The sequence below is a fragment of the Myxosarcina sp. GI1(2024) genome (genome assembly GCF_053543375.1).
The window spans coordinates 154,219-179,235 of sequence record NZ_JBKGTY010000011.1 but is presented as its reverse complement, the minus strand read 5'-3'; the positions used below and the strand labels follow the sequence as shown (position 1 = coordinate 179,235).

Below are 25,017 nucleotides of genomic sequence, written 5' to 3'. Positions count from 1 at the left end.
AGCAAAGGTATTCTATCTTATTTTGTCTGTTTAAATTGTTTAAGTACCGTTAATGTGTTAAAACAACGAGGAATAATGTTGTTGACATCGCTATAGTAGTCGAGAATTTCATGAGTCCGCAGCACCATTAACTCCATTAAAACTGCCATGTTCTTCTTGACTATCAACTGTTCCTCTGACGACACGTATGGCACTTTTGCTAAAAGGATTTCTGTAAGACGGTCGTGCACTCCTTCTTCATTGATACGAGCATGTAGCAGAATAGGTTGATAAAATTCGGCAGGTAACTTTAAAGCTTGACATTGCTGTTGAAATAACTCGTGAAACTTCTCGTCGTCTTCGTCAAAAAGAATGAGTGCAGCTTTAAAACTCAGAGGATGCTGTCTGGCAAAAACTCCTAAACTCGAGCAGACGGCAAAAGTCATGGGTAGCGGCTGCATTTGTCTCATTTGCTCTTCTTTAATTCCAACACTTTTTAAAGAACCTTCCATCAAGCGATCGTGATGTAATTCGGAAACAAAGAAATCTTGAAGCAGTTTTTGTGTTGTCGGCAATTCGTAGTTAGCTAATGATGGTGCTAGCAGTGTAGGACAAAGATGAGTAACGTGATAAGTTTCTAAAACGTAACCTATCATCTGATTTAGAGACTGTTTGTTAAACAAAAATTAAATGCTTGTTTAGGTTGGGTTAGGCGAGTATTTTTCTAGAATTACTCTTATGATTTGCTATTCGCTGTAACCCAACAAAATTAAACGTTATACTCGTCTTAAAATTTACTTTATAAACAATCTCTAATGGTATGCTTAATTTGGGTAAGATTAAAAATCTTTGAATTTTCTTTCTCCTACTCTCACATTTGATTGGGTAGGGAAAACTAGAGGCTAATCTCTCAATTCTAACTTGACGATGAACTTGCAGTAGCCAAACCAAAATCTGTAAAGTTAATAATTCTGAATCAGGAAGATAAGTTTTGAGGTAATCGAGATAAAATTGGGGCAGCATTAGACTTCTTGCATAAATATTATTAACCTTCTTTTTCCTCAATATAATTTAAGCATTGGGCTGATTTTGTGTAACCTCTTGTACTTATATGTAATTCCTACATTTATATCTTGAGAATGTGACCAAACCCGCTTTCTCCTTTGCTGTCTCTAGTTTTTAGCGGTTGTCTCCCCGTCAGCTATCTCTGCCTGTTACAAGCATTGACGGCAGACAACAACTCCTCAGAAAATCCTGCCAGCCATCGATCGGAAACTCGTTCGCCAGCTGGACTATTCAGAAAATTGTTAATTGTTTGTTGCCACTGAGGATCGTTATCGGGAAGCAGCATACCATAATAATCGCAGGTTAGAGGAAACTCCGGCAGAAGGGCATAGTTATCGATAGCCAAACCTTGACGTTCGATTTCCTGAGTAGACAAAATGCTGTCGCCTACTAATGCTTCGATGCTGTTATCCGTAAGAGATTTTACCGCCTCAGCTCTCGCTTTCGTCCCTTCAAAGTAAACTTTTTCGGCAGAGGGATATTGTTCTTCGACAAATTTTTCAGTAGTAGTGTTTTTGAGCACGCCTATTTTTAACTGGGCTAGGTCGCTGTTGCTATCAATTCGATTAGCGTGCTCGAGCGGCAAGAGAAACTGAGTTCCCGTTGCAAAAAATGGTTGAGAAAAAGTAACACCCTCAAGATCGTCTCTAATCGTATTAGGACCACATTCGAGATGAACTCTATCCTGTTGAAGCAGCTGATAGCGATTCTCTAAATTGGATGGAAGTTCGACAACCTGAATCCCTCCAGAACGATTTAGTTTATTGTCAAGATACTCCTCTAAAGAATTAATAAAACTAGCACAGTATCCCGTCCAATTTCCACTTCTCTCCAAATAACCAAAAGGAGCAGCATCGCTTCTCACGGCTACTTTCAACAATCCAGTTCGTTCGATCTCCTGTAAAACTGTTTCTTCTCGTCGTGGTACTGAGGTAACAACTGGTTCGGGTACGAAGGGAACGGGCGGTTTTTCTCCGTAAGCGATTTCTAGTTGTTCTGGGGTTAAAGATTGAGTTAGGTGAAGGCTAATTGGCTTTTGAGAGATTGCTTCGGTGTAAGCGGCGCTCAGATAGGGAGCGAATTCCTCTAAATCCCGAAGATGGTAGTTAAAGAAAGCCACGGTCATGGCGTTAAGATAGGTACGGGCTATCGGACCACTACCCTCCGGTCCTTTCTCAGATTCTAAGGGCAGCCCCTCAATCACTTTATCTTTGGCGGTAGAATAATGGGTTCCCGGAACCAGCAAGGCGAGATATTTATTCGGGGTATTTAACCAAAAGAAGGGATGAATTTGATTTTGAACCACTGGAACGGTAATGTCTTCACTACTGGCCCAGATCGTAGTGGGAATTTCAATTTTGCCCAATCCTTCCGGTCCAAAAATCGGATTGGTCATGGGATAGGCAGCAAATACGACATCGATTCTGGGATCTCTAATATTAAAACTAATTGGAGGTAAATACTGAGCTTGACACTGAAGCGCGAAACTAATCGTTAGCTCCAAGTTTTCCCGATCGCATTCCCGCGCTAATCTGGGTTGATTGATTTCTGCCCCCGCTATTGCTAGAGCGGTATATCCGCCAAAAGAGTAACCGAAAACTCCCACTCGGTCCAGATTCAGGCGTGCGGACCATTGCGGTTCGTTGGCTACTAATTTTTCTAATTCGTCTAACAGATTGGTAACGTCAAGAGCCCGTCCGACGAATTCAATGGGTGTAATCCAATCCCCTAATTCCCCTCGTAAAAATGCTTGGCGATACTCTAAATTACTGCCAATATGCTCTATATCTGCCACTGCATAACCATGGGAGGCTAGTTGTTCTGCTACATGAGAATAATTACCTCTTGAAGACCCAAAACCTTGAACGATAATGATTAGTGGTCCTGGTTCGGGTTTGCCTTGGGGCAAGTAGAGATCGAATTCCAAAGGATAGGAAGGTGATAGACCTACATCAGTCGCTCGCAAACTTTCGATTTCAAAAGTCATTCCTTCTTTTCTCACTTGCCAATTTCCTGGTTGTCTCAAATCGGTCATTCGAGCAAGATTGGTTGTAGTTTGGTTGGCTTCGGCGGCGGACTGCTCCACAATTTCTCGTACCGCTACTTGGCGATAGCTGGAAAGAATTTCTAGCTCCCGCTGTAGCTGAAGAATGAAGTCAAAGCTGACGAGAATATCTTTGGTAGGAAAATGACGTAAAACATTGAGAATGGTCAATCCTTCTGCGTCGGCCGCAGCTAAAATTAAAGAAGAACGAATCCCATAGAGACCATTGATTTGAGGAGCAATTTTAATCGATCTACCCAATTGACCGATCAACCTTTCGGCAATAGGGATGCGAGTAACGCGATAAATGAGAGCTGGGTCTACCTCGAATCGTTGTTGCAGAATTTTACGAAACTCAACTAGAGTTTCTTCCTCGAGGCGATTAACGATTAACCCCAAGTCGGGATTGACTTTACCTTCTCGGGCAAATTTTTCGAGAGAATCAACCGAAACAGACAGCTGCAAAGGACCTACATAAGTAGTAATTCTCTCGGCACTGACAGCTGGTTTAGGTTTGAACAGTGATGGTAGTATACCGAACAGAAGTAAGATCGAGGCGGTTTTTAGTACAAGCGACAATCTCTGGCTATGTTTCTTGGCAAAAAGCATTTTTTTCAAACTCTAAGTTAAAGACGTTAGTGACGATCGAGTCGACAATTTCACCGAGTTGACCGACTCACGTTCTCTAGTTAAGCATCAACTATGGCGAGCCAACTTTCAAAAGGGAGCGGGATAAGTCTCCCGCTCTCGGTCAATTGCTGCTTGATAAGCGTTCAACTGATGGTTGAGACTTAGATCCCCGGTTTGGTTGATAAAAGACCACTGCTGTCCTACATGGAGGTAGACAGACTCTTGGAACAGAATTGGGGGCAAGAGCCAGGTAGAATCCGCCTCACTGACTATACGATAGCTGTTGGGGATTAGGTTGCTGTAAAACTCAGCAAAAGTGGGATCTCCCACTCTCGGTGGGGCATAGGCGTACATGCGGATTTGTTCTTTAAAACTAGTGAAATTCAAGGCAATATCGACTGCAGACAGTATGGCCATCGCTCCACCCAAACTGTGACCTGTAAGGTAGCAGGGAATGTAAGACTCCATTTGCTCGAGTGCTGTGCGAATTGGTAGAGCTAAATTCCTAAGATAGAGGGAGTGAAAACCTTGATGAATTTTTCCTCCTCGGTCATTGTTACTGCGATAGTGAACCTGTTTCGTCTTAAGATTGCCAACCCATTCCGCTGGTTCTTGAGTACCTCTAAACACTACGATGTTGTGAGCATCAGACTTAAGAGCAAAGCCGTGATAGATTAAGTCTGTTTCAAAAATCAAGTCGCGCAGAGCAGTTTTAGAGATCAAGGGTTCGAGCCAAGAACGTTTTCTAATAGCTCGAAAAGCTGCAATTTGCTCGTAATTATCGAGTTGCGGAAAGTAACTATTTAATGACGCGATCGCACCATCGTAATCTGGGTCTGCTACCCCTTGAAGATATTGCTCGGTAGCTAGGCGACAGCATCGCACTAACAGCTTGGACATTTGGCGATTATAAGGAATAGTAGGCTGTCTGAGACTAACTCGCTCTTCGAGCTGGCGAATTTCACTTGCAGATACCTCAGCTTCATAGGCCAGATCGGCTCCTTTGGCATTTTCCCCTTCGTCATCCTGGCGCCGAAAATGAGATGTTGTAACCGACAGCCCCGCTCCGGCAATAAACCCAGCTAGTAAAACTTGACGACGTCTCCATTTAACCATGATTATTGCTTGCAATTAATGCTAATTACGATACTTTTGACCGCTCCAGTTAATCTCCTTACTCAAAATTTTTCCCTCTCTTTGAGCTTGCAGAAAAGCTTGCTTGAGAGCGGCAGCATCTAACTGACGACCGCTAAGATAAAATTGATTGGCTGCCTGTCCCAGTGCCCAAGTAAGAGTAAACAAAAAAGTGGCAGCGGCAAACTCTCCTATGACTGGTAAATAAAAACCAACAAATGAAACCGCCGTCCAACTAGCTAGGGCAGCAACAAAAGCACCAAAGCTACCAAAAATACTGCCAATAATAGCGATCGCATCTTGTCCTTGGGGGTAACCCCATTTGGCACCAATATCGCGAATCATCTTGATAATTAATCCACAAGCAATGGTATTAGTAATTAAATTAACTCCAGGGAAGGGGTTAAAACCCAAGATGGCAATGCCAATAGCATAGTCTAAGATTAAATCGCGAATCTCTTTGACCGATACCAGTTGAGAAGCAATTGCCTCGAGAAAGTCATGAGGCGATCGCATGGCTAATTCTGTTATGGATACCTTAGGTACTACTAAGTCTCGCTGAGATAGTTTAAACTTTGCCTCGAGCTTATCTAAAATTTCTCGTTCGCTCGGTGTTATGCCATCAATTTCAGCTAGGGCATGAGCAGCTTCATACAGCACAATTTGGGTTTTAGGGGTAACGATCTCAGGTAAAATTGCGTCGAGCTCAATGTCTTTTACCAAAATACTATCAATAGTTATCTCTGGAGGAATAATTTTTAGTTGTCGCAGTTTTTGCCAGGCTTCTGTAAGAACTTTTTTTTCCTCTGGAGCTACCTTACCATCTGCTTTTGCCAGACAGACTAGCACTTGTAACCCAACAATTGCTTCTTGAGGTTCGAGAGACATATTTATGAATTAACAGCTTCCACAACAGAAGATAAGAAAATAAAACAGTAATTGCTCTAACAATAAACTAACAACCTTAAGACAATTTGCTGCAAATAAAATTATAGATAACTTAATTTTTGACTAATAAACAGTAAACTCAAGCAAAATTAATTCAGTAAGTTGTTTGAAAGCTTTGGCTGTTAAAGTTTTTGAGCGTTTGATGTTAAAAATAGTTGACAAGCCTCAACCAGCAAATAACTTAGCCCCTTTTTGGTTAGTTTCGATAAAGTCTACAATTTAATTGTACTCTGCTGGGAGTGCTAATTGCCTTTTTTATTAATTTTCAACACTTTGAGAATTATATAGTTCTCTGATGAACTCAAAGTTTAATCGCTCCCCTCGCCGTCAAGTTTAAATCTCAATATCAAAGAACATACTATCTCGTTATTCTTATCTGTTTAGAATTAGCGACTCAGTCACCTAATCCTACAATTTTTTTCTAACACACAACCCAGATAAAGAAGGGTTGGACTATAATACTTCACATTAGTTATCCAATGAGTTCAGTTTTTCCTGAAGTTCTATCAGGGGTTTTTGGCTCACATCGAGGAAAACACTTTTGGCAGAGTCATCGAGATCTACTATGATTAGTATGACTGCTGAAAACATCAAAGCCAGCAATAGGAATCCGAGGGGACTGCTCGAACTGGTTAGTCCAAATTCATAACCTACGCTCATCATTGTCAGTATAGTTATAAAATAAACCAGAAACCAGACACCTCTCGGAATACGATATTGAATACCCGTCACCACCCGCTTCGAATGTAGGTCAATGAGCTCGTTGAGCGAGTCGATATAGCGTCCGAGCAATTCAGGGTCTTGCGCCTGATTCGAACTGTCGTTTGCAAGAGTCCAAAGGCGATCTTGTATCGCTTCCGAATCTACCAAGGCCTGTGGTATCTTTTCACGATGTTGGACGGCCTCAACTCGAAGATTCACATATTCTTTAAGAAGTTTTCGAGACTCAATACGCGGAGACTCGGCGAGAAAATCAGTACGCAACATCGCTGTCCCAATCGCGTTTGCTTCATCTAACACTAATTGCTTCCGAGTATCAAAACGAGCTGACGTCATCGAAAAGACGAATGCCAGAATAAAAGCTAGCAGAGCTAGCATGGCACCGACGAGGGTACCTACCGAGGGAATATCAATATTTCTGCTTTTTTTATGGTGTCGGATACGGCTACCCAAGCGAAAACCTATTCCAATTGAGGCCAGAACAACTCCAACCGTTACCAGATAAATCAATATAAAGGATAGCCACTCCATTAAATGCTCTATTTGCATGACATGATTGTAGCAAGACCCCTTTCTCTATCTGTATATTAATCTTACTTTAGGATAATATTAAAAACTGTTTATAACATAAAAACAAACTGAACAAAAATTGCAACCATACTATCTAATTGAGAGCATTTTTATAAAAAAAATTGGTTGGCTTTAATTCGTAGTATAAAGTTCTAAACTTACTTTAATAATTTAAACGTTGCTAAATATTAATATTTTCAAACTTTTCTAACAAAGAGCAATTATTAGACTTTCAGATACTTTAGAGTTTTGAGGTAATATCGAATAATTAGAAAGACGATCCAAGAACAGAAAAAGTTTAGGCTGGTTAACTAAGTTTTGATTTAAGTCTTGATTACAGTATATAAAATAGCAGAGTTTTTTTATTTTTTTTAATTAAGATTAGAAGAAAATCCAGAAAGTGCGATCATTATTCAACAGCGAATTCTAAATCGCATTGCTTTAGTAGTTCAAAAATTTTGATGTGTAGTAATCGATTGCGGTATTGCAGACATCTTTTTTTCCTGTTTTTTCGCTGTATAGACTTTAGAGATGGTAGCCTAGCAACTAGTAGTAATAATCTTTCGAGTATATTTGCACATTGAAACTTAATTGAAGCTTAATTGTTTCTTGGTGCTAAATCAGGGATAATTTTGTTATAGCGACAGTAGTAATATTTTGTGAAGGAGTGAACGTAATGAGAGTCTCTAATAAAGTTTCTATTTTGCTGAGTATGAGTATCAGTTCGATCGCAGTACTGGGAATTGGCGGAACTGCTAGGGCACAATCAGCCAATATTAATTTTATCCCAATTTCTGAGCATGCAGCGATCGCGGATGCCTATTCATTTGAGCTTCCAAGCAATTTACCCCAATTTATTGTACAAACGCCCGAACTAGAGACAGAAGAAGTGGAAACTGAAGAGACCGAAGTGGAAATAGACGATACAGAAACCGATCGGTTAGAGACAGAAGAGGTTGAAATTGAAGAAACCGAAGTGGAAATAGACGATACAGAAACTGATGAAGGTGTTGCAGGTTTGGGAATAGTTAGCCCTGGGGGCAATTATTTAGGTGTTGGAGCAAGTCTCGGTTTGGTTGAAGATATTTTCGGAGATTTTGGAGCCGCAGCCTTTATTAGTAAGTTTAAACTATTTTCTCTGAATGAAAATAACGATGTTTCGTTTCGTCCCAGCGTTCTCGTCGGAAAAGACGTAACCTTTGTAGTTCCAGTTACTCTCGATGTGCTTTTAGGCGATCCCGATGCCAAAATCGTAGGAAAAACCTTTATTCCTTATGGTGGTCTTGGTTTTTCGTTTACTACTGCTGACGATGTTTTTGATTTTATCCTTACTGGAGGATTGGATATCCCGTTCGAGCGCTTTACTGTTAATCTTGAAACGAATGTTGGCGTTGTAAATGATTTTGCCTGGGGCTTAATGCTGGGAATCGGTTATAATTTTTAAGCCAATGTACTCTAGAGTGTATTAGTGAACCTGTATTGCAAGAGGCTGTTTATAACCCTCTCCTAAGAAACAGATATCTTTCTTTACATACATCGCATCGGGATTGCGATCGCATTCCTCGGACGCTTCAATTACTCTCGGAGAATAAACCATAGCAGAAACGTAACTTATCCACTGCGAACATGAATGACAGTAGTTTTTATGTTCTTGTTCGGTTACTTTCAAGTTAGAGGGCAGAAGGCAGTAGAAACTAAGAACAAAACTAGTCGCTCGTGATTTCATTTAACTGAAGATCGCTGTAAATCCCGGGACAGTAAGGATGTGGCACGAGTAGTTCTGAGAAAACTTCACAACCCAAGTCGCGCCAATCAAGGCTTAAGATCTTGAGGAGTTACGCACTTACCTCTCTATATCTCACCTCGCGCGTTCCCAAGTTTGCGTCGCCTGGGGTTTCCCCAGGCGTTTATGTCGGTCGAATTTTTTTTGAGTAACTTGAATGTAACCAGCTTGGGTCGCTGAAAATTCGACGTCATCTGCGAAATTTTCTGGAATAAATTTGGCAAAAAATTACTCATTTGCCGTAAATTTTCGCCATCTCCCTATCTCCCCATCTACCTTTTACGAGAATGAAATAGCCCTACCACTGTTGCGGAACATACCTTTTGGTCGGTAATTGGCTATAAAATCATACCGTTATTATCGTAAGTCAAGAATATTATATTTGTGTTGAAAAAATCCACTGTAAAAATTAGAGCCGATTGGTATTCTTTAGTAAGCCTAATATAAATTTAATTGCTCCTTGATTGCTCGTTCGGTTGGGAATGGGCAATTTTTTATGTTAACTTACTGCGCTTTTCAGTTGAATAAAATGCAACCGAGCGACTTTTTGCTTTTGCCTACTGACTCCTGGAGGGGCTGTCTTTCAGTTGCGGAGCAAGTCGAAGACTCGGTTGCCTGGGAAACTTGTACGCCCCGTGCCCTTGAAAGCCCCCTGCTTCTGCTAGCTCTGACTAAAATTGACCTCTTATTTGAATGAGCGCTCGAAACCTTTTCCCCTTCACTCAGGTAGTTAACGATCGCTCTTGCGAGAATTATCAGTTAAATGTACTTCGAGCTGTTCGAGCAATGCTATATTGGCATTCCCTAGTAAATTAAAGATTAATTCCATTGTCTTTGTTTATACTTTAGGTTGAATTTAGCAATATATATAATTAACCTCTCTCAAAAGACAGTGAGTAATGCCTCAAGACCAGATTAAACTCTTTATTGTCGATAACGACCCCATCTTTCGTCTGGGTTTTTGTACCGCGATCGCCAGATATCCTGACTTTACCATTGTCGGTCAGGGAGACACCAGTAACGATACAGTCCGTCAGCTTACCCAAGGACTAGTATTAAATATTTTAGCGATCGGGACCGGTTTAGATCTCCCAGAGTTAGAGCTTACTAGTCTCGAATTCTGTCAAAAGTTCAGACAGTTATATCCCCAACTACCAATTTTTTTATTGACTCTCAATCTGACACCCAAACAGCTAGCCAAGATTAGGACTTGGGGAGTCAGGGGTTACTGCCACAAGGGAACGAGTATCGAAACAGTGAAAGAGGCTTTGCGCTCGATCGCTTATGGAGAAAATTATTGGCAAGCTCCCGCTCAGATTCGGGTTAATCTCTGGCAGCAGGCTTTATCTCGCTTGAGTAGATCGGGAAGAAGAGAAATCACTGACCGCTTAGCCGAGATCGAGACGCAGTTAGCTAACCAAGATCTGTCTGATTGGGATCGAGTATTTTTGGTCGGTCGTCAACGAGAACTATTGGCGGCGCAATGGTTAGCAAATAAATTGGTTGCAGAAGAAATCCCAGAAAGAGAAACTCCATCTGATGCCGCCATAGTGCGATCGCGCTGGGGTGCGATCGCACCCCTACCACCCCCTGCGAAACTACAAATAGCACCCGTTTTTGAAGACTCGGTTACCGCCGAAATTTTCCAGCGTATCTTTAACGACATTCAACTTGGTTTAATCAATCGTACTCAAGTTACTTTGGAAATAGATATTTTACAGAGACATCAAAAGCAATTTTTGCTTGGTTTGGTTCTCAACCTCGTTAGCCAAACTTTAGAAGAATTAAAAATTAGAGATAATCCTTCAATTCCCATTGAGTTAAACTTACGCAGTATTTGGCAACAGGCTACTATAGATTTTTTTTTCAAAAATTACGAACAAACGATTGAAATTAACCGAGAAGAGTTTACCAAAATACTATTACGAGAGTTTGAATTAGTTAAAAAAAATATTTTCGATAAAATCTATTCTAGCTTGGAATTGTTTACTTATTTGTTAGGGGAAGGTCAATTAACTATTGACAATATTATCTATAAATCCGACGCTCCCGAAGCAAAAATCAGAGCCGAAAACTTACTGAATAATCTAATTATTCAACTATCAAATGGCGTAATGCAGGTGATTTTAAATAATTTTTATGATTTGGAAATTTTTAAGTACAATCTTTATACGCCCACTTGTAGAACTGCTAGAGAAATTGCTAGTTTCCGAAATGAATTATCCTGGAGGTATCGTTTGGAAACTTACTGGGAAGATCCTAAAAGAGTCTTTGAAAGCCAACATCGTTTGTTCATTTTAAACAACGATCGCATCAAAATTTTATTTATTTATGCTCCTAGAAGAGAAGAATTAGAGCAGCTAAGAGGAATCCCTTGGTTGGCAACCATTGCTATTGAAACTCGTGATGCTCTTGCCCCCCGTGTAAGAGCAATTTTATCATTTGTAGGTAGCGGTGTTGTATTTATTTTGACTCAGGTAGTTGGTAAGGGAATCGGTTTAATTGGTAAAGGTGTTATTCAAGGAATTGGTAGCACGATTAAAGAGGTTCCTAATAATAAAAGTAGAAAGTAGAAAGTTATATCTTATATCTAAATAATTCGGACTTTAATTGTTCCTAATGAAAACTAGTATAATTCTAAATCACAAAATTCTGGCTTTAAATCTCTCGCCATCAACTCTTTGAGTGCTTCTTCTGGAGTAATTACCCCCCTAAGTAATCGATGTACTTGACGAGCAATGGGTATGGTGATCGCTTCTAAATCGGCAATTTTAACCAGGACATTAGTCGTATTAATTCCTTCTGCCGTTCCAGGTATTTGAGCTAAAATTTGACTTAAAGTTTTACCTCGTGCCAACCCATAACCTACTTGATAATTACGAGATAGAGAACTATCACAAGTAGCGATTAAATCTCCTAAACCCGACAAACCAAAAAAAGTTTCTGCCGAAGCACCTAAATGGGTTCCGATGCGGATGATTTCTGTTAAAGAACGAGTCAATAAGGCCGCTTTGGCATTAGTTCCCAACTCCATACCGTCACATACTCCAGCGGCGATCGCAATGACATTTTTTAGCGTTCCACCCAACTCCGTACCGATAGGATCGCAATTGACGTAAACTCTGAAACTATCTGAAGCGAAAATTTCCCGTACCATTTCCGCTGCAGCTAGATCTTTACTGGCAACTACGGTAGCTGCGGGCAAGTTTTGCTGAATTTCTCGCGATAGGTTTGGTCCTGACAATACTACTACAGAATTGTGGGGAAAGGCTGCTTGCCAGATTTGAGAGGGGGTATGAGTCGTATCCGGATCTAAGCCTTTAGTAGCAGTAACTATTACTCGCTCTGGAGGTAAATTTATGGTCTGTAGTTTGGTAACCGTCGGTTTTACGCCTTTCATCGAAACCGCAGAAACTATAATTTTCGCCTCTGTTACCAAAGATTCTAAACTTTCTCTGCTACTTCGCGACCAGGTTGACACTCGATGCCGATTTTTGCGAAGGAGCGTTGCTAATGTCGAACCCCAAGCTCCAGTTCCTAAAATAGTTACTTTGCTAGGTTGAAGATTCACTGATTTAAACAATAATTCTTAAATTCTTAATTGATACTTGAAAAGCTAGTAATTTTGGTTAAAAGAGTTTAGCTTTCCCAGCGATTACCCGTATTTCAGTTTACAAACCAGGATCGAACCAGCTAAGACAAAGGTAGCAAAATTAGCTATAAATACGGGTAGATCGGGAGCAAATATGCCATAGATTACCCAAAGTATGACTCCCAGACAAAAACAAAGAAACATTGCCAAAGAAATATCCCTAGTTGACTTAGTTCTCCAGGCTTTGACTGCTTGGGGTAAAAAAGAAATAGTAGTCAAGACCCCTGCCAGTAAGCCTACATAGGTAATAAATTCTAGTTTCATATAATAGGGCGATCGCAATTTACCAATCTAAATCTAAATTAATCATAAGTTATCGCGATCGAAGATTCGAGGGAACAATTTAACAATTTTTTGTCTTCGCCAGCTTATTGCGATCGAGTTCTACTTAGGAACAATCTTACTACAGTCACGGCTTATGAGTCACACCTCAAGCCAACAACCGCCAAGTTTAGGTTCGGGAAACTACACTACCTAAGATAGATAAATAACTTGCACTATGTAGATGTATTCACGATGCGAAAGCTGAGGCGAGAGCAACTCACAAAATTCTTCTTCAGGTTAGTCTGCCGTAAGGCAGCAAAACCCTGGGTTGTGTGAGTCGGTCAGCCGATAGAATTCAAAGCATTGTAATTTGTTTATGTTCTCAAGGACGCAATTTTTCTTAGAACAACTTGGAAATTGAGTGAGGAAGTTTGGCGCAAAAACCTCGCCGAAGTCAAGTCTTGCTTAAAGTCGTCCGTAAAGAATTTTTTTAATCTTGTTGTTAAATTTGGAGTATTGCTTATATGGCAAAAGTTGTTGGTATTGACCTCGGAACTACAAACTCTTGTGTGGCAGTGATGGAAGGTGGTAAACCTACTGTTATCGCTAATGCAGAAGGTTTTAGAACCACTCCCTCAGTTGTAGCTTACGCTAAGAATGGCGATCTGTTAGTCGGTCAAATTGCCAAACGCCAGGCGGTAATGAACCCTAGTAACACTTTTTACTCCGTCAAGCGTTTTATCGGTCGTAAATATGACGAAGTAACCCACGAAACCAAAGAAGTAGCCTACAAAGTATTGCGCGACAATAATGGTAACGTTAAGTTAGACGCTCCAGCCCAGAACAAACAGTTTGCACCAGAGGAAATTTCAGCGCAAGTTCTACGCAAACTGATTGAAGACGCGAGCAAATATTTAGGAGAAAAGGTAACTCAAGCCGTAATTACCGTTCCTGCTTATTTTAATGACTCTCAGCGTCAGGCAACCAAAGACGCGGGTAAAATCGCAGGTGTAGAAGTGCTGCGAATTATTAACGAACCTACGGCAGCATCTCTAGCTTATGGTTTAGATAAGAAGAGTAATGAAACTATCTTAGTATTTGACTTGGGTGGTGGTACTTTTGACGTTTCTATTCTAGAAGTAGGAGACGGCGTATTTGAAGTTTTAGCTACTTCAGGAGACACTCATCTAGGTGGTGACGACTTTGATAAAAAAATTGTCGATTATCTCGCTGAGGAATTTCAAAGAAACGAAGGTATCGATTTACGTAAAGACAACCAGGCTTTACAACGTCTGACAGAAGCGGCAGAAAAAGCCAAAATCGAACTGTCCAGTACTACTCAAACTGACATTAACCTTCCCTTTATTACTGCTACTCAAGAAGGACCGAAACACCTCGATATGTCCTTAACCAGAGCTAAATTCGAAGAACTCTGCTCCGATCTAATCGATCGCTGTCGAGTTCCCGTAGAACAAGCTCTCAAAGATGCCAAAATTAACAAAGACGGCATCGATGAAGTAGTCATGGTAGGTGGTTCGACTCGGATCCCTGCAGTTATTGATGTAGTGAAGCGAGTCTTAAGTAAAGATCCCAATCAAACCGTTAACCCCGACGAAGTAGTAGCAATAGGCGCGGCTATCCAAGCTGGCGTATTAGCAGGTGAAGTCAAAGACATCTTGCTACTCGATGTAACTCCTCTTTCTCTTGGGGTAGAAACTTTGGGCGGTGTAATGACCAAGATCATTCCTCGCAACACCACCATTCCTACGAAAAAATCCGAAACTTTCTCTACTGCAGTCGACGGACAAAGCAATGTCGAAATCCACGTACTGCAAGGGGAACGTGAATTTGCTAAAGATAACAAAAGTCTCGGTACTTTCCGCCTAGATGGAATTCCTCCGGCACCTCGCGGCGTACCCCAAATTGAAGTGACCTTTGATATCGATGCTAACGGTATTCTTAACGTAACTGCCAAAGATAAAGGTACTGGTAAAGAACAATCCATTAGCATTACCGGTGCATCTACGCTTCCTGAAAATGAAGTAGAGCGCATGGTACAAGAAGCAGAAAGTAATGCTGCTGCTGATAAAGAGCGTCGTGAGAAAATCGATCGCAAAAACCAAGCAGATTCTTTGGTATATCAAGCCGAAAAACAGCTTAGCGAACTCGGTGATAAAGTTCCCGCAGACGATAAAACCAAAGCTGAAGGTTTAATCAAGGATCTCAAAGATGCTGTAGCTGCTGAAGATGATGAAAAAATCAAGACTGTAATGCCCGAATTACAGCAGATTCTCTACACTATCGGTAGTAACATCTATCAGCAAGCAGGCGGTGCTGAAGGGGCGGCTGGTGCTGGTGCACCCGGTGCTGAAGCTCCTAACGGTGCCGACGCTAGTGATACTTCTGGCGACAGTGGCGATGATGTGATTGATGCTGAGTTTTCTGAAACTAAGTAAAATTTCCCAGACTAGAAATTTCGGTCGTAGCCTAATCGGTTAAGACTAGAAATTTCTAGACAATCTCAGTTAAATCTTATCTTTCATGGGGTTATCGATTTGATGACCCTAGATTTTTTTTTTTTAATATTATAAAGCCACTAAATCAATTCATAGAACGCAAAACCGCGCAATCGCGACCCTTGGCTTTGGCTTCATAGAGTGCTTTGTCGGCAGTAACCAATAGCTGGTGGCGGTCGTATTTTGGGCTAGGGATGACACAAGCTACTCCCAAACTGAGAGAGACAAATTTGCTTACGGACGAGCGAGGGTGTTTTAAGCCGAGCCGCTCAATCCGTTGACGAATTTTTTCTGCTACCTGTAAAGCATTTTTAGCTGGTGTTTTAGGTAGAATTACCGCAAATTCTTCGCCACCATAGCGGGCAACTAAGTCTGCTGGACGATTGACTGTTTCCGTCATAGCACGAGCTACTGATTTAAGACAGATGTCTCCTGCTTGGTGACCTAAGTAATCGTTATATTGTTTGAAATAATCGATATCGCATAAAATTAGAGCTAAAGGAAACTGTTCTCTTTGCAAGCGTCGCCATTCACGTTCGAAAAACTCGTCAAAGCGATGGCGATTGGCTACCTGGGTCAAGCCATCGAGAGTAGCTAAGACACTTAATTTTTGATTTAATTCTAGTAGTTTGCGTTCGGCAGCTTGACGCTGGCGGATTTCTCTTTCCAACCTAAGATTTTTTGCTTTTAATTCTGTTTGTAAGCGATAGAGTTCTAATTGATTTCTAACTCTAGCAACGACTTCTTCGATTTGAAAGGGTTTAGTAATATAGTCGTCACCACCCGCTCTAAAAGCTTCTAGCTTATCTATAGCCTCATTTAGTACGCTAATAAAGATTACGGGAATATTGTTAGTGGATGGATTGGCTTTAAGTAATTTACATACCTCATAGCCACTCATCTCGGGCATACTAATATCCAATAAGATAATGTCTGGTGGTGCTACCTTGACCTTTTCAAGAGCCGCTCTACCGCTATTGGCTTGTTCTACTTTATATCCTTGTAACCTAAGTACGGTCGAGAGAAGTTCTAAGTTATCAGCTCGATCGTCAACTACTAAAACTTCTTCTAGCTCGGATAGCAATCGCTGTGACATTTATGTTTTTGTTTCGAGGAATAGAGGAGCGATACGATATGTTCAATGTTACTAGATAATTAAATTCGATTGTATTTATGGCTCTTCCCCCCAACTATCAGCTTGAGCCAAAACAATTTAACTAAGATGCTTTTCAGACTAACAGAAACATAGACAGTTAAAAATAACTATAAACTTTATCTAATGAGATTTCGGAGTATTTTCTAGTGTACTCGATGTTGGCTCTGTCTTTGCTTTACAGTAGTTGCTCAACCAAATCAAACCCTCTAGAGAACGAAGGGGTAAGATAGATAGCTCGGTTGGGGTTGCTTGAAAGCTTGCTAGTTCTGTAGGCAAACTAATTCCAAATAGTTGTAAAAATGGCTCTAAATCTTCGGGATTGAAGTTAAATTTACAAAAACCATCGAGCCAAGCTAGCTGATTCTGTAGGGGAGCGACGGCTTCGGTTCGAACTGCAGCGAGAGTCGCGCGCACTTCTGGAGATTCTTGGGCGATTAATTTTTCTTGACCCATCGCCAAGCCTACTGCCAGTTCTGTTGTCTCGTAAAACATAGGCAAGACAAAGTGTTCTACTAATCCTACTACTCCATTGACGATCGAAACAAACTGTCCTGCCTGAAGGGCGATGGTTACTTCTCCGTTGAGATTTTTAACTTTTACCAGACCTGCAGGACTTTCAGTTAAAACGCCCACGAGAGAAGCATTGCGTGTGGGGTCGTGCTGTACGAACAGAGCAGTTCCTTGAGTCACTATTCTGGCTTCGGGAGTAAAGATGGTGCTTTCTCCCCGTTCGGGACGAATTATAATCAAAGCTGCCCCACTAGTCAATTCAAAGCGGCGTTTGCCTAGGGGAAAGCGAAAGATCGTTCCTGCGGCAGTTCGAACTAAAGTTCCTTCGTTAAATAATAGTTCGGCGCGAGAATTAGCTCCAGTCCTAACGCTATCTTGTGGAACTACGATGTCACCGGTCTGGGCTGGTTTCCAGTCGGCTCGATCGCTACGGTTGAGATCTACTTGATTGCGTACTTTATAAATTTCGGCGCGGTCTAGGGTAGTCTGAGCCAAGACGAGATCGCCATTTAAGCTAGCAAGCACAATACCGACAGCAAGTTGCCGTATGAAGAGAGAAATTTTCCGACAGTTCAATCGCATGAGATTCGGCATAAGAATATATTTACAGTAGATCGCTCGTTCGGGAAACTATTAGGCGCTCGCCGCCTAGACAGCCTGCTATTTTTTGTGTTGTATGCTACAAATATAACCGATTATAAAAGGCAACCACAAACACCAAGTTTCCAGTTCATTCAAACGCCAGCTATAGTTTCCCAATGCTTGGCGATAGGGTAAAAAGAAATAAATAAAAGCTGAAAGACTAACTAGTCGCACCCCCCAGTTTTGGGTATTGACGGCAAAAGGCACTATCCAAGTAAAATACCAACCGTGAACGATTGGAGAAATAATTAACAACCAGAAGAAAAAATTTCTACTAAAGCGTTGGAAATTACTAACAGTAAAAACTAAGGCGATCGCTCCTAGACTTAGAGGAATTGCCCAAACGCTGTTGGTGCTGCGGGATGCCTGCCAAACTTTGCCGATAAAGTAGGGTATAAATTCAGCACTGCGACCATTTTTGACAAAACTAGAGTCGGTAGGAATTAAAGAACAGCTTTCACTATGACAAAATGCAGCAGCAGAGAGCGCCAAAGGCAATAAACCACAGAAAATGAGAATTATTGCCGTCTTAAGATTTATTTTCCACCAGGCTCGCCAGGCTACAAAGCTCAATATCGGTAAGGAAATCCACTTAATGGCGATGCTAATGCCGACAAAGAGGGCGCTTCCATACCATTGCCAGGATGACTTAAGGTAGTCTGAGAGTTTTGCAATTGGGTTTCTCTGTCGATCGCGCTGTTTATTTTTTGCTGTTTCCTGGCTGTGAAGTGACCTGGTTGGTTGGCGATCGCATAAGAGACCAGCAGCAACTAAAGGTAGAATAAACCAACTATCGTAGTGCGCTCCTCCGGCAAAGGAATATATAATTAGAGGATTCCAAGCATAGAGAGTAGTTTGCAGATAGGTAAACTGACGACTCAGCAAGAAACAGATTGTCAGATCGGCAAGAACGAAGGCGGCTTTAAATAATAAAAAATTAGCAGAAATTGCCGCTAAACTCTGAAATCCTAACTGAGCCAGAGGTGGATAAATTGCCGATACATTAGGATGATTGATTTGCGACCACCAGGAAGTTCGATAGGGAATTAGTTCGCTCGCACTAGGAGAGAGTTCGTAGGGATTAAAACCTTGAGTTTGAATATAGCCTTCCCAGACATATCGCCAGACATCATCACCTGGGTACATGGGAAATAAGACCAGTCTGGTTAAGATAGCGATCGCCCAGAACCACCATACCGAGACCGACTGTAAGCCCCAGGAACAGATAAACCCCAGGCTCATAATGGCAACGCCCCAACCAAATTGAATCAAGGCTTCAGGATGGCGAAAATCGCCATAGGAGACGATTGCTACTGCACCTAATAACAGGAAAATCCCACTCGACCAGAGCAAAAAGTTAGGTTTTTTTTTCCTCTTCCCGCCAATAAAACGCCGCCAAGATAATTTACCCAAAGTAGTCAGAATAATCGTTCCCGCTTTGATGCTACCTACAATAGTTCCAGAAATTTTCGATTTACCACCCTGACGGGGACGATATCTTACGGGAAGTTCGCAAATTTGTAGTTTTTCTTCGATCGCTCTAACCTGCATTTCTACCGTCCAGCCCATGCCCCGATCCTCCATAGCAATTTGTGCTAGAGCGGTTCGTCTTATCATCCGCAGGGGTCCTAAATCCTGATAGCGGTGTTGCCAACCCCAACTAATTAACCGAGTAGCTAAAGCGTTGCCGAATTTCTGTACGGGAGTCATGACACTGTTGCCCGCCGCAGTAGCCGTGCGATCGCCCAAAATTAGCTCGTAGCGATCGCATCTGGCAAAAAATTTTGCCAGACAACTGAGGTCATCACTGCCATCTCCGTCGCAAAATAAAATCCACTCGATATTCTGCCCAAACTGCTTGCGGTCAGTGCTGCGATCGAGCGAAATAGTTTGTAACCCCCGCCAACAGGCACGACCATAACCGGCAATAGGCTCAAAAATAGTCTCTGCACCAGCCTTTTTAGCCTCAGCCGCACTATTATCCGTGCTGCCGTTATCCACGACCAGAATGTTAGTTAATCCATAACTCTGCAAGTCTCGAATTACCGAGGATATGGTTGCTGCTTCATTCCGAACGGGAATAATCACCAAAACACGATCGAGATTGATGTCAGCTAGATTACCGTTTCCCAATCGCTCCATGTTTACAATCAGATTAATCTAAGGTTACTTTAATAATTTTTCTGTAACTTGCTGAGTAGATATTTAAAATTAGCTAAATAAAGGTTGATAGTTGATGAATTTAAATTGGATAAACAGTCTTCAACCCCAGATTACGTTGGCTTTTACCTATTTAAAAGCTGAAGATCTAGTTGCCTTGTTACATCCCGCTATTGCCGTTGCCTTAGTCTTTCCTCTCATTGGCATGGTCGCTAATTTTGCCTGGCAGACTCGTCAACGTAGGTTGCAAACTGCCAAAGGTGGTAAGAGTAAGATTCCTCCAGTAGTCGGTCGAGAACACGTCCAAATCGGTCGCTGGCTGACTTCAGCCGTAGTAGGTGTGACTTTAATTGCCCTAGCGTACTCAGTAGTGTTTGGTAGTGGCGGTTTCGTCCAACAGGGAACGGAACTAAATTGGTTTCAAGTAGCGTTTGTAGTTTTGCTATTCATCGTCACCATTGCTTCTCTAGTCTTGTTGTATCGTGCCAGAACTAAGCTAGGACGAGGCGTTTTTGCTACTCTGACGGGAATGGGTTTGGTAGTCTTAGGTTGCCAAGACGGCGTATATCGCCTGGGTAATGAATGGTATTGGTCGCACTATTATATTGGGATTACGGCCTCTTTGCTGATGATTTTTTCCGTAGCAATTGTCGAAGATATTTATAAAGACCGTAGCAAGCGCTGGCGTTACGCTCATATAGCTTTAAATTGCTTTGCTCTACTGCTGTTTGTCGGACAGGGAATTACTGGCACGAGAGATTTATTAGAAATTCCTCTGAGTTGGCAAAAACCAGCCGTATATAGCTGTAATTTCCAACAAAGAACCTGTAAAGCCTCATCAATCGACGATTCAGCTATCGGGGCGATTCGCGAATCGCCCTAAAATAAATCAACCAATTTTTAATAATTTCACGTCGAAAATTAAAGTTGCATTAGGAGGAATTACGCCCCCCGCACCGCGTTCGCCGTAACCTAACTCGGGGGGAATAATTAGAGTGCGTCTTTCTCCTACTTTCATATCGGCAACTCCTTCGTCCCAACCTTTAATCACTTGTCCCACTCCAATAGTAAAAGAGAAAGGACGTTTGCGATCGCGCGAACTATCGAATTTTGTCCCGTCTTCTAAGGTGCCTGTATAGTGTACAGTTACCCTTTGACCTACTTGAGGACTGGCACCGCTACCTTCTTCCAAGACAATGTATTTTAGTCCCGAATCAGTAGTAACGGCATTAGACATATCCATAGAACTATTTTCCTCTAGTGAACTAGCATTTTGAGCAACGCTCGTTCGCACGCGCGGATCGGTTTTTCCAGCGTCCGATTGAGCGACTAACTGAGAATAATCAGAAGTAGACTGTTGCGGCTCGGCGATCGCTTGTTGTGAAGAATTATTTCCCATTAAAGCTGAAACTACTAGTACCGCTCCACAAATTACAACTACAGCAAGACTAACTAAGATTTCGTTACTCAATTTTTTGACCACCTTGACTAATCCCTAAGAATTTTTCCAAAGTTATTGTAAAGGAAAGTAGAGAAATGTCGAAAGCTGTCAGCAGTTAGCTAGTAGCAAATTAAATATTGGTAAAACCGATCTGAAAAACTCGACCGATCGATGGCGATCGCTTACTAGCTACTCTTCATTTATCTCTCGCCGTTTACTGTAAATGATAGCACGGTCGCCTACTACGGGGCTACGGGCGATAAGGTTATCGTCAGCATCTTTGAGTTCTAGTTTGGAAAAATCTAATTTTCGTGCTCGCTCTAAAATGTCGTCTGCCAGTTTGCTTTGACGAGAATCGCTTAATTGATACCAATCATTACTAACTGTAATGATTAATTTGCTGGCGGGAAAATCGGCGCGTACCGATAAGATCTTAGCTTCTGAGTAATTCTGAGTAATGGTGGCAATTCTTTCCTGAATGGCGGCAATTAAACTTTGCTCTGGAGTTAACTGTAATGGTAGTTCTACTGTTTTGAGGGGAAGGTTTACCTCATCTCCAGGGGCTGTAAGCTCTTGAGGGATCGTCTTTTCGATAATTTCTGGTTCGCTGGGTGGGTTGGGATTTTCGGCTTCGGGAGGAGCTATTTCTGCTGGTGGAATAACTGGATTTTCAGCAATTTCTGGAGATTTAGTAGCATTGGTTTCGGGGATTTCTGCGACCGGCGCTGCTATTTCTGGTTGGGGAGATTGCCGAGTTAAAAATTTTAACGGCGGAGGCGATAACCACAACCAAAATCCAACCACAATTAAAACTACCATACCAGACAAGAGCGCGATCGTCCGACGGTTGTTGGTTGGGGGTTTACGCACTGATTGTGGTGCGGCTACACCTGAAGGTGTTGACGGTGATGGCGTAGCTGCCTGAGAAATAGATTCAAGGCTTTGAGGATTTTCAACGACAATAGCTAAATTGGCAGTAGTTTTCGCCAAAGTTCTTACTGATGCTAAATCTGGTAAATCTTCGGTAGTTTTAGACTCGATCTTACTAACAATAGTTTTTAGTCGCTCGATAGTATCGTTTAACAGCTTAATTGTTTCCGTTTTAGACATAGAGCGATTGTCCTGATACTCTTCTGATTCCATAACCTCAAAACTCGATTGAATGACTAAATTGCGATCGCTTGTTTAACGACATCTGGTAGTAAACTAGCAAAGGTTTTCTAGGTTTTTTCTCTTGCTCCCTCAAATTCGCGATACTCTATTTGAATAATAATCTTTTATCATCTATATAAAAATTTTCAGCTAAAGCGAGTGATTAAAATTCCACCAGTAGATTTAACCAGACAACACCAGTCGATCGGCGAAGAAGCTACCAAAGCTGTATTAAAAATTCTTAATTCCGGGCGTTATATTGGTGGGGAGGCTGTAACTTCCTTCGAAGGGCAATTTGCCGACTATTTGGGCATCAGCCACAGCGTTGGCTGTAATTCTGGCACCGATGCTCTTTATTTGGCTCTGAGAGCCTTAAATATCGGGGAAGGCGATGAAGTGATCGCGACTCCTTTTACTTTTGTGGCGACTTCTGAAGCGATCGTTAGAGTTGGTGCCAAACCCGTATTTGTCGATATTGATGACACCTTTAACTTGAATTTAGATCTCCTGCCTGAGGCAATTACCAAACGCACTAAAGCAATTATTGCCGTTCATCTGTTTGGACAACCGTTAAATCTAACTCGCTTAATGGCGATCGCCAAAGCAGAAAATCTCTACGTTATTGAAGACTGCGCCCAAGCCACAGGAGCCCAATGGCAGCAGCAAAAAATTGGCACCATTGGTGATATAGGGTGCTTTAGTTTTTTCCCCACGAAAAATTTAGGTGCTTGTGGAGATGCCGGGGCAGTGGCTACTAATGACGAGGCGATCGCTCGTAAAGTCAGAATGCTTAGAGAACATGGCACTCAGGTGCGCTATCGTCACGACGTTACGGGGATTAATAGCCGTCTCGATGCCCTACAGGCTGCGATTTTGAGCATCAAATTACCCTATTTAGATCTTTGGAACCAACAACGCATAACAGCGGCTGCCTATTACCAAAAATTATTAGAGCCTATTGCTGGAGTTAAATTACCGTCTGCTTTACCAGAAGGTAAAACCGTTTGGAATCAATATACGATTCGCCTAGAAAATACTCATACCAACAACCTTCGAGACGATTTACGGGAGCGGCTAGAGCAAAAAGGGATATCGACGATGGTTTATTATCCTCTCCCCTTACATTTACAGCCAGTCTACCGTAATTTAGGCTATCAAGAAGGGCAACTCCCCAATGCCGAACGAGCTGCCCGTCAAGTTTTATCTTTACCGATGTTTTCTGGGATTTCCCTTGAAGAACAACAGCAGGTGGTTTACAGTCTCAAAGACAGTCTGTTGGAACTAAGCACTGTGGGTTAGGGATGGATCGAGAGGAAAGAGTTGAGGGGTAAAGATTTTGATACTTTCTTACCTTTTACCTCTTACCTCTTACCTAGTTTAGTTGCGTAATAAAATTTGAAACGGCTGAAAAGCTTACAAGTTAAGGTTTACGGCTGTTTGCGCTCGCAAATCGCTGAACACCTTGATTCACAAGGGTTTTAGCTACTTTTGTAGCTTAATTCGCAACAAGTCAAGTCTATTGAGTAACCGAAGCGGGTTTTGGGTTGAGAGCTTCTACTAGACTGCGAACCGCAGCAATCATTGCCACTTCGCTATTGAGCTGATTGATTGCCGAACCGACACCAACACCGGATGCTCCTGCCGCGATCGCCATAGGGACGGTAACGCTAGATAAGCCCGAAGCACAAAGCACGGGTACGTTTACCGCACCAGCGATGCTGTAAGCTGCCGCCAGAGTTGGAGCGGCTTTTTCGATTAATCCTCTCACTCCTGGATGAACTGGATGAATGCTCGTACCGCCTTCGGTTTGAATCAAATCTGCTCCCGCTCGAACTAAAGCTTCAGCTAATTTTACCTGTTTGTCTAAGGCTAAGATGTGAGGTACGGTGACCGAAAGAGTTGTCTCGGGCAGTAAAGCCCGAGTTTGCTTAGTTAATTCGAGTACTTCTGCTGCTTCAAAACGCCGCCCCGAAGCATAAAAACTATCAAAATTGCCAATTTCAATTAAATCTGCCCCAGCTGCTACTGCAGTGACGAATAGTTCTGGTTCGACAGCAGAAACGCAGATCGGCAAATCGCTCAGACTGCGAACGTATTTTACTAAGTTAGGATCGGCAGCAATATCGACAAAAGTCGCTCCTCCTGCTGCTGCCGCTTTGACAACTGCTCCTACTCGTTGGCGATCGAAGTTGTTTAAGCCGCTAATTACTTTCAGAGCTTTTTTTTGCTGGAAAGCCCGTGCGAGTTGAGAATTAATAGTCATATTTACTTCCTTGGCTAAAATCTTACTTGCTACAGTTGCAATGGAATTATTTTAAAACTACTTAGCTATTTGGATTAATCTGACTTACGAGTTGGAGTAGATAATTGAGCTTCTAAATCTTGTTTCTGCTGCTTAAGAGTTTGCAGTTTTTGCCAGAGTAAGTCTATTTCTGCTTTGAGGTGGAGATATTTGATTTGTCGGTCGGCTCGATAGCATTTACCCACTTTCGAGCTAGACTGATAGTGCTTGGTACAAGCAACAGCAACAGGTCGATCTTCTGATGGCAAAAGAGTTGTCATAAAGTTCAGTTATAAATTTTTGGTTATTTTCAATTTGAGATTCTAGCTCAAACTAGAGCCTCAAACATGTCTCCCAGAGTTTTGTGAAG

The 25,017-nt window shown here is 41.9% G+C and carries 20 protein-coding genes; 5 read left to right on the top strand and 15 right to left on the bottom strand.

The window, feature by feature from the left end:
- Nucleotides 1-17: 17 nt before the first annotated feature.
- From ACLFKQ_RS26860 to ACLFKQ_RS26840, 5 genes are all read right to left on the bottom strand, one after another.
- Nucleotides 18-635 carry a hypothetical protein gene (locus ACLFKQ_RS26860; RefSeq protein WP_449002723.1) on the bottom strand — a complete coding sequence of 206 codons (618 nt, stop codon included), beginning with the start codon at nucleotides 633-635 and terminating at the stop codon, nucleotides 18-20.
- 545 nt (nucleotides 636-1,180) lie between these two features.
- Complete coding sequence (locus tag ACLFKQ_RS26855) at nucleotides 1,181-3,667, bottom strand: alpha/beta hydrolase (RefSeq protein WP_449002722.1); 2,487 nt, start codon at nucleotides 3,665-3,667, stop codon at nucleotides 1,181-1,183.
- A gap of 138 nt (nucleotides 3,668-3,805) precedes the next feature.
- Nucleotides 3,806-4,834 (bottom strand): lipase family protein, encoded by a 1,029-nt coding sequence (locus tag ACLFKQ_RS26850; RefSeq protein WP_449002721.1) that lies wholly within the window; start codon nucleotides 4,832-4,834, stop codon nucleotides 3,806-3,808.
- A gap of 21 nt (nucleotides 4,835-4,855) precedes the next feature.
- On the bottom strand, nucleotides 4,856-5,740 hold the full coding sequence (locus tag ACLFKQ_RS26845) for a hypothetical protein (RefSeq protein WP_449002720.1): 885 nt from the start codon (nucleotides 5,738-5,740) through the stop codon (nucleotides 4,856-4,858).
- Nucleotides 5,741-6,268: 528 nt separating this feature from the next.
- Entirely contained in the window at nucleotides 6,269-7,069 is an 801-nt protein-coding gene (locus ACLFKQ_RS26840) for a bestrophin-like domain (RefSeq protein ID WP_449002719.1), read from the bottom strand.
- A gap of 697 nt (nucleotides 7,070-7,766) precedes the next feature.
- Between ACLFKQ_RS26840 and ACLFKQ_RS26835 the strand changes: the two genes are divergently transcribed.
- Complete coding sequence (locus ACLFKQ_RS26835; protein ID WP_449002718.1) at nucleotides 7,767-8,534, top strand: hypothetical protein; 768 nt, start codon at nucleotides 7,767-7,769, stop codon at nucleotides 8,532-8,534.
- Nucleotides 8,535-8,555: 21 nt separating this feature from the next.
- On the opposite strand, the gene ACLFKQ_RS26830 is transcribed toward ACLFKQ_RS26835, so the two are convergent.
- Nucleotides 8,556-8,816, bottom strand: a complete 261-nt coding sequence (locus tag ACLFKQ_RS26830) for a hypothetical protein (RefSeq protein WP_449002717.1) — start codon at nucleotides 8,814-8,816, stop codon at nucleotides 8,556-8,558.
- Nucleotides 8,817-9,772: 956 nt separating this feature from the next.
- Between ACLFKQ_RS26830 and ACLFKQ_RS26825 the strand changes: the two genes are divergently transcribed.
- A complete protein-coding gene (locus ACLFKQ_RS26825) occupies nucleotides 9,773-11,446 on the top strand; it encodes a DUF3685 domain-containing protein (RefSeq protein ID WP_449002716.1) in 1,674 nt (557 codons plus the stop codon).
- A gap of 53 nt (nucleotides 11,447-11,499) precedes the next feature.
- On the opposite strand, the gene ACLFKQ_RS26820 is transcribed toward ACLFKQ_RS26825, so the two are convergent.
- Nucleotides 11,500-12,444, bottom strand: a complete 945-nt coding sequence (locus ACLFKQ_RS26820) for an NAD(P)H-dependent glycerol-3-phosphate dehydrogenase (protein ID WP_449002715.1) — start codon at nucleotides 12,442-12,444, stop codon at nucleotides 11,500-11,502.
- Nucleotides 12,445-12,528: 84 nt separating this feature from the next.
- On the bottom strand, nucleotides 12,529-12,789 hold the full coding sequence (locus ACLFKQ_RS26815; protein WP_449002714.1) for a SemiSWEET transporter: 261 nt from the start codon (nucleotides 12,787-12,789) through the stop codon (nucleotides 12,529-12,531).
- 524 nt (nucleotides 12,790-13,313) lie between these two features.
- Between ACLFKQ_RS26815 and dnaK the strand changes: the two genes are divergently transcribed.
- Nucleotides 13,314-15,245, top strand: a complete 1,932-nt coding sequence (dnaK, locus tag ACLFKQ_RS26810; protein ID WP_449002713.1) for a molecular chaperone DnaK — start codon at nucleotides 13,314-13,316, stop codon at nucleotides 15,243-15,245.
- A gap of 145 nt (nucleotides 15,246-15,390) precedes the next feature.
- Here the strand turns inward: dnaK and ACLFKQ_RS26805 are convergent, their stop codons facing one another.
- The 3 genes from ACLFKQ_RS26805 to ACLFKQ_RS26795 form a co-directional block, all read right to left on the bottom strand.
- Nucleotides 15,391-16,401: a diguanylate cyclase domain-containing protein gene (locus ACLFKQ_RS26805; protein WP_449002712.1), complete on the bottom strand. Its 1,011-nt coding sequence runs from the start codon at nucleotides 16,399-16,401 to the stop codon at nucleotides 15,391-15,393.
- Between the two features lie 180 nt (nucleotides 16,402-16,581).
- Nucleotides 16,582-17,496, bottom strand: coding sequence for a FecR domain-containing protein (locus ACLFKQ_RS26800; RefSeq protein WP_449002711.1), 915 nt, complete (start codon nucleotides 17,494-17,496; stop codon nucleotides 16,582-16,584).
- Nucleotides 17,497-17,631: 135 nt separating this feature from the next.
- Nucleotides 17,632-19,755 carry a glycosyltransferase family 2 protein gene (locus ACLFKQ_RS26795; protein WP_449002710.1) on the bottom strand — a complete coding sequence of 708 codons (2,124 nt, stop codon included), beginning with the start codon at nucleotides 19,753-19,755 and terminating at the stop codon, nucleotides 17,632-17,634.
- A gap of 94 nt (nucleotides 19,756-19,849) precedes the next feature.
- On the opposite strand from ACLFKQ_RS26795, the gene ACLFKQ_RS26790 reads away from it, so the two are divergent.
- Nucleotides 19,850-20,656 (top strand): DUF4079 domain-containing protein, encoded by an 807-nt coding sequence (locus tag ACLFKQ_RS26790; protein ID WP_449002709.1) that lies wholly within the window; start codon nucleotides 19,850-19,852, stop codon nucleotides 20,654-20,656.
- 6 nt (nucleotides 20,657-20,662) lie between these two features.
- On the opposite strand, the gene ACLFKQ_RS26785 is transcribed toward ACLFKQ_RS26790, so the two are convergent.
- Nucleotides 20,663-21,256, bottom strand: a complete 594-nt coding sequence (locus ACLFKQ_RS26785; protein ID WP_449002708.1) for an FKBP-type peptidyl-prolyl cis-trans isomerase — start codon at nucleotides 21,254-21,256, stop codon at nucleotides 20,663-20,665.
- 147 nt (nucleotides 21,257-21,403) lie between these two features.
- Nucleotides 21,404-22,357, bottom strand: a complete 954-nt coding sequence (locus ACLFKQ_RS26780) for a hypothetical protein (RefSeq protein ID WP_449002707.1) — start codon at nucleotides 22,355-22,357, stop codon at nucleotides 21,404-21,406.
- Nucleotides 22,358-22,525: 168 nt separating this feature from the next.
- Between ACLFKQ_RS26780 and ACLFKQ_RS26775 the strand changes: the two genes are divergently transcribed.
- The gene (locus ACLFKQ_RS26775; RefSeq protein ID WP_449002706.1) at nucleotides 22,526-23,665 is read left to right on the top strand and encodes a DegT/DnrJ/EryC1/StrS family aminotransferase; all 1,140 of its coding nucleotides are present in this window, start codon (nucleotides 22,526-22,528) and stop codon (nucleotides 23,663-23,665) included.
- 217 nt (nucleotides 23,666-23,882) lie between these two features.
- Here the strand turns inward: ACLFKQ_RS26775 and ACLFKQ_RS26770 are convergent, their stop codons facing one another.
- Nucleotides 23,883-24,629 carry a DUF561 domain-containing protein gene (locus ACLFKQ_RS26770; protein ID WP_449002705.1) on the bottom strand — a complete coding sequence of 249 codons (747 nt, stop codon included), beginning with the start codon at nucleotides 24,627-24,629 and terminating at the stop codon, nucleotides 23,883-23,885.
- Nucleotides 24,630-24,703: 74 nt separating this feature from the next.
- Nucleotides 24,704-24,928: a hypothetical protein gene (locus ACLFKQ_RS26765; RefSeq protein WP_449002704.1), complete on the bottom strand. Its 225-nt coding sequence runs from the start codon at nucleotides 24,926-24,928 to the stop codon at nucleotides 24,704-24,706.
- Nucleotides 24,929-25,017: the final 89 nt, after the last annotated feature.

Coding starts and splice junctions, on each gene's coding strand:
- ACLFKQ_RS26860 (WP_449002723.1), bottom strand. CDS start 635: ATGATAGGTTACGTTTTAGAAACTTATCACGTTACTCATCTTTGTCCT.
- ACLFKQ_RS26850 (WP_449002721.1), bottom strand. CDS start 4,834: ATGGTTAAATGGAGACGTCGTCAAGTTTTACTAGCTGGGTTTATTGCC.
- ACLFKQ_RS26845 (WP_449002720.1), bottom strand. CDS start 5,740: ATGTCTCTCGAACCTCAAGAAGCAATTGTTGGGTTACAAGTGCTAGTC.
- ACLFKQ_RS26840 (WP_449002719.1), bottom strand. CDS start 7,069: ATGCAAATAGAGCATTTAATGGAGTGGCTATCCTTTATATTGATTTAT.
- ACLFKQ_RS26835 (WP_449002718.1), top strand. CDS start 7,767: ATGAGAGTCTCTAATAAAGTTTCTATTTTGCTGAGTATGAGTATCAGT.
- ACLFKQ_RS26830 (WP_449002717.1), bottom strand. CDS start 8,816: ATGAAATCACGAGCGACTAGTTTTGTTCTTAGTTTCTACTGCCTTCTG.
- ACLFKQ_RS26825 (WP_449002716.1), top strand. CDS start 9,773: ATGCCTCAAGACCAGATTAAACTCTTTATTGTCGATAACGACCCCATC.
- ACLFKQ_RS26815 (WP_449002714.1), bottom strand. CDS start 12,789: ATGAAACTAGAATTTATTACCTATGTAGGCTTACTGGCAGGGGTCTTG.
- dnaK (WP_449002713.1), top strand. CDS start 13,314: ATGGCAAAAGTTGTTGGTATTGACCTCGGAACTACAAACTCTTGTGTG.
- ACLFKQ_RS26805 (WP_449002712.1), bottom strand. CDS start 16,401: ATGTCACAGCGATTGCTATCCGAGCTAGAAGAAGTTTTAGTAGTTGAC.
- ACLFKQ_RS26795 (WP_449002710.1), bottom strand. CDS start 19,755: ATGGAGCGATTGGGAAACGGTAATCTAGCTGACATCAATCTCGATCGT.
- ACLFKQ_RS26790 (WP_449002709.1), top strand. CDS start 19,850: ATGAATTTAAATTGGATAAACAGTCTTCAACCCCAGATTACGTTGGCT.
- ACLFKQ_RS26780 (WP_449002707.1), bottom strand. CDS start 22,357: ATGGAATCAGAAGAGTATCAGGACAATCGCTCTATGTCTAAAACGGAA.
- ACLFKQ_RS26770 (WP_449002705.1), bottom strand. CDS start 24,629: ATGACTATTAATTCTCAACTCGCACGGGCTTTCCAGCAAAAAAAAGCT.
- ACLFKQ_RS26765 (WP_449002704.1), bottom strand. CDS start 24,928: ATGACAACTCTTTTGCCATCAGAAGATCGACCTGTTGCTGTTGCTTGT.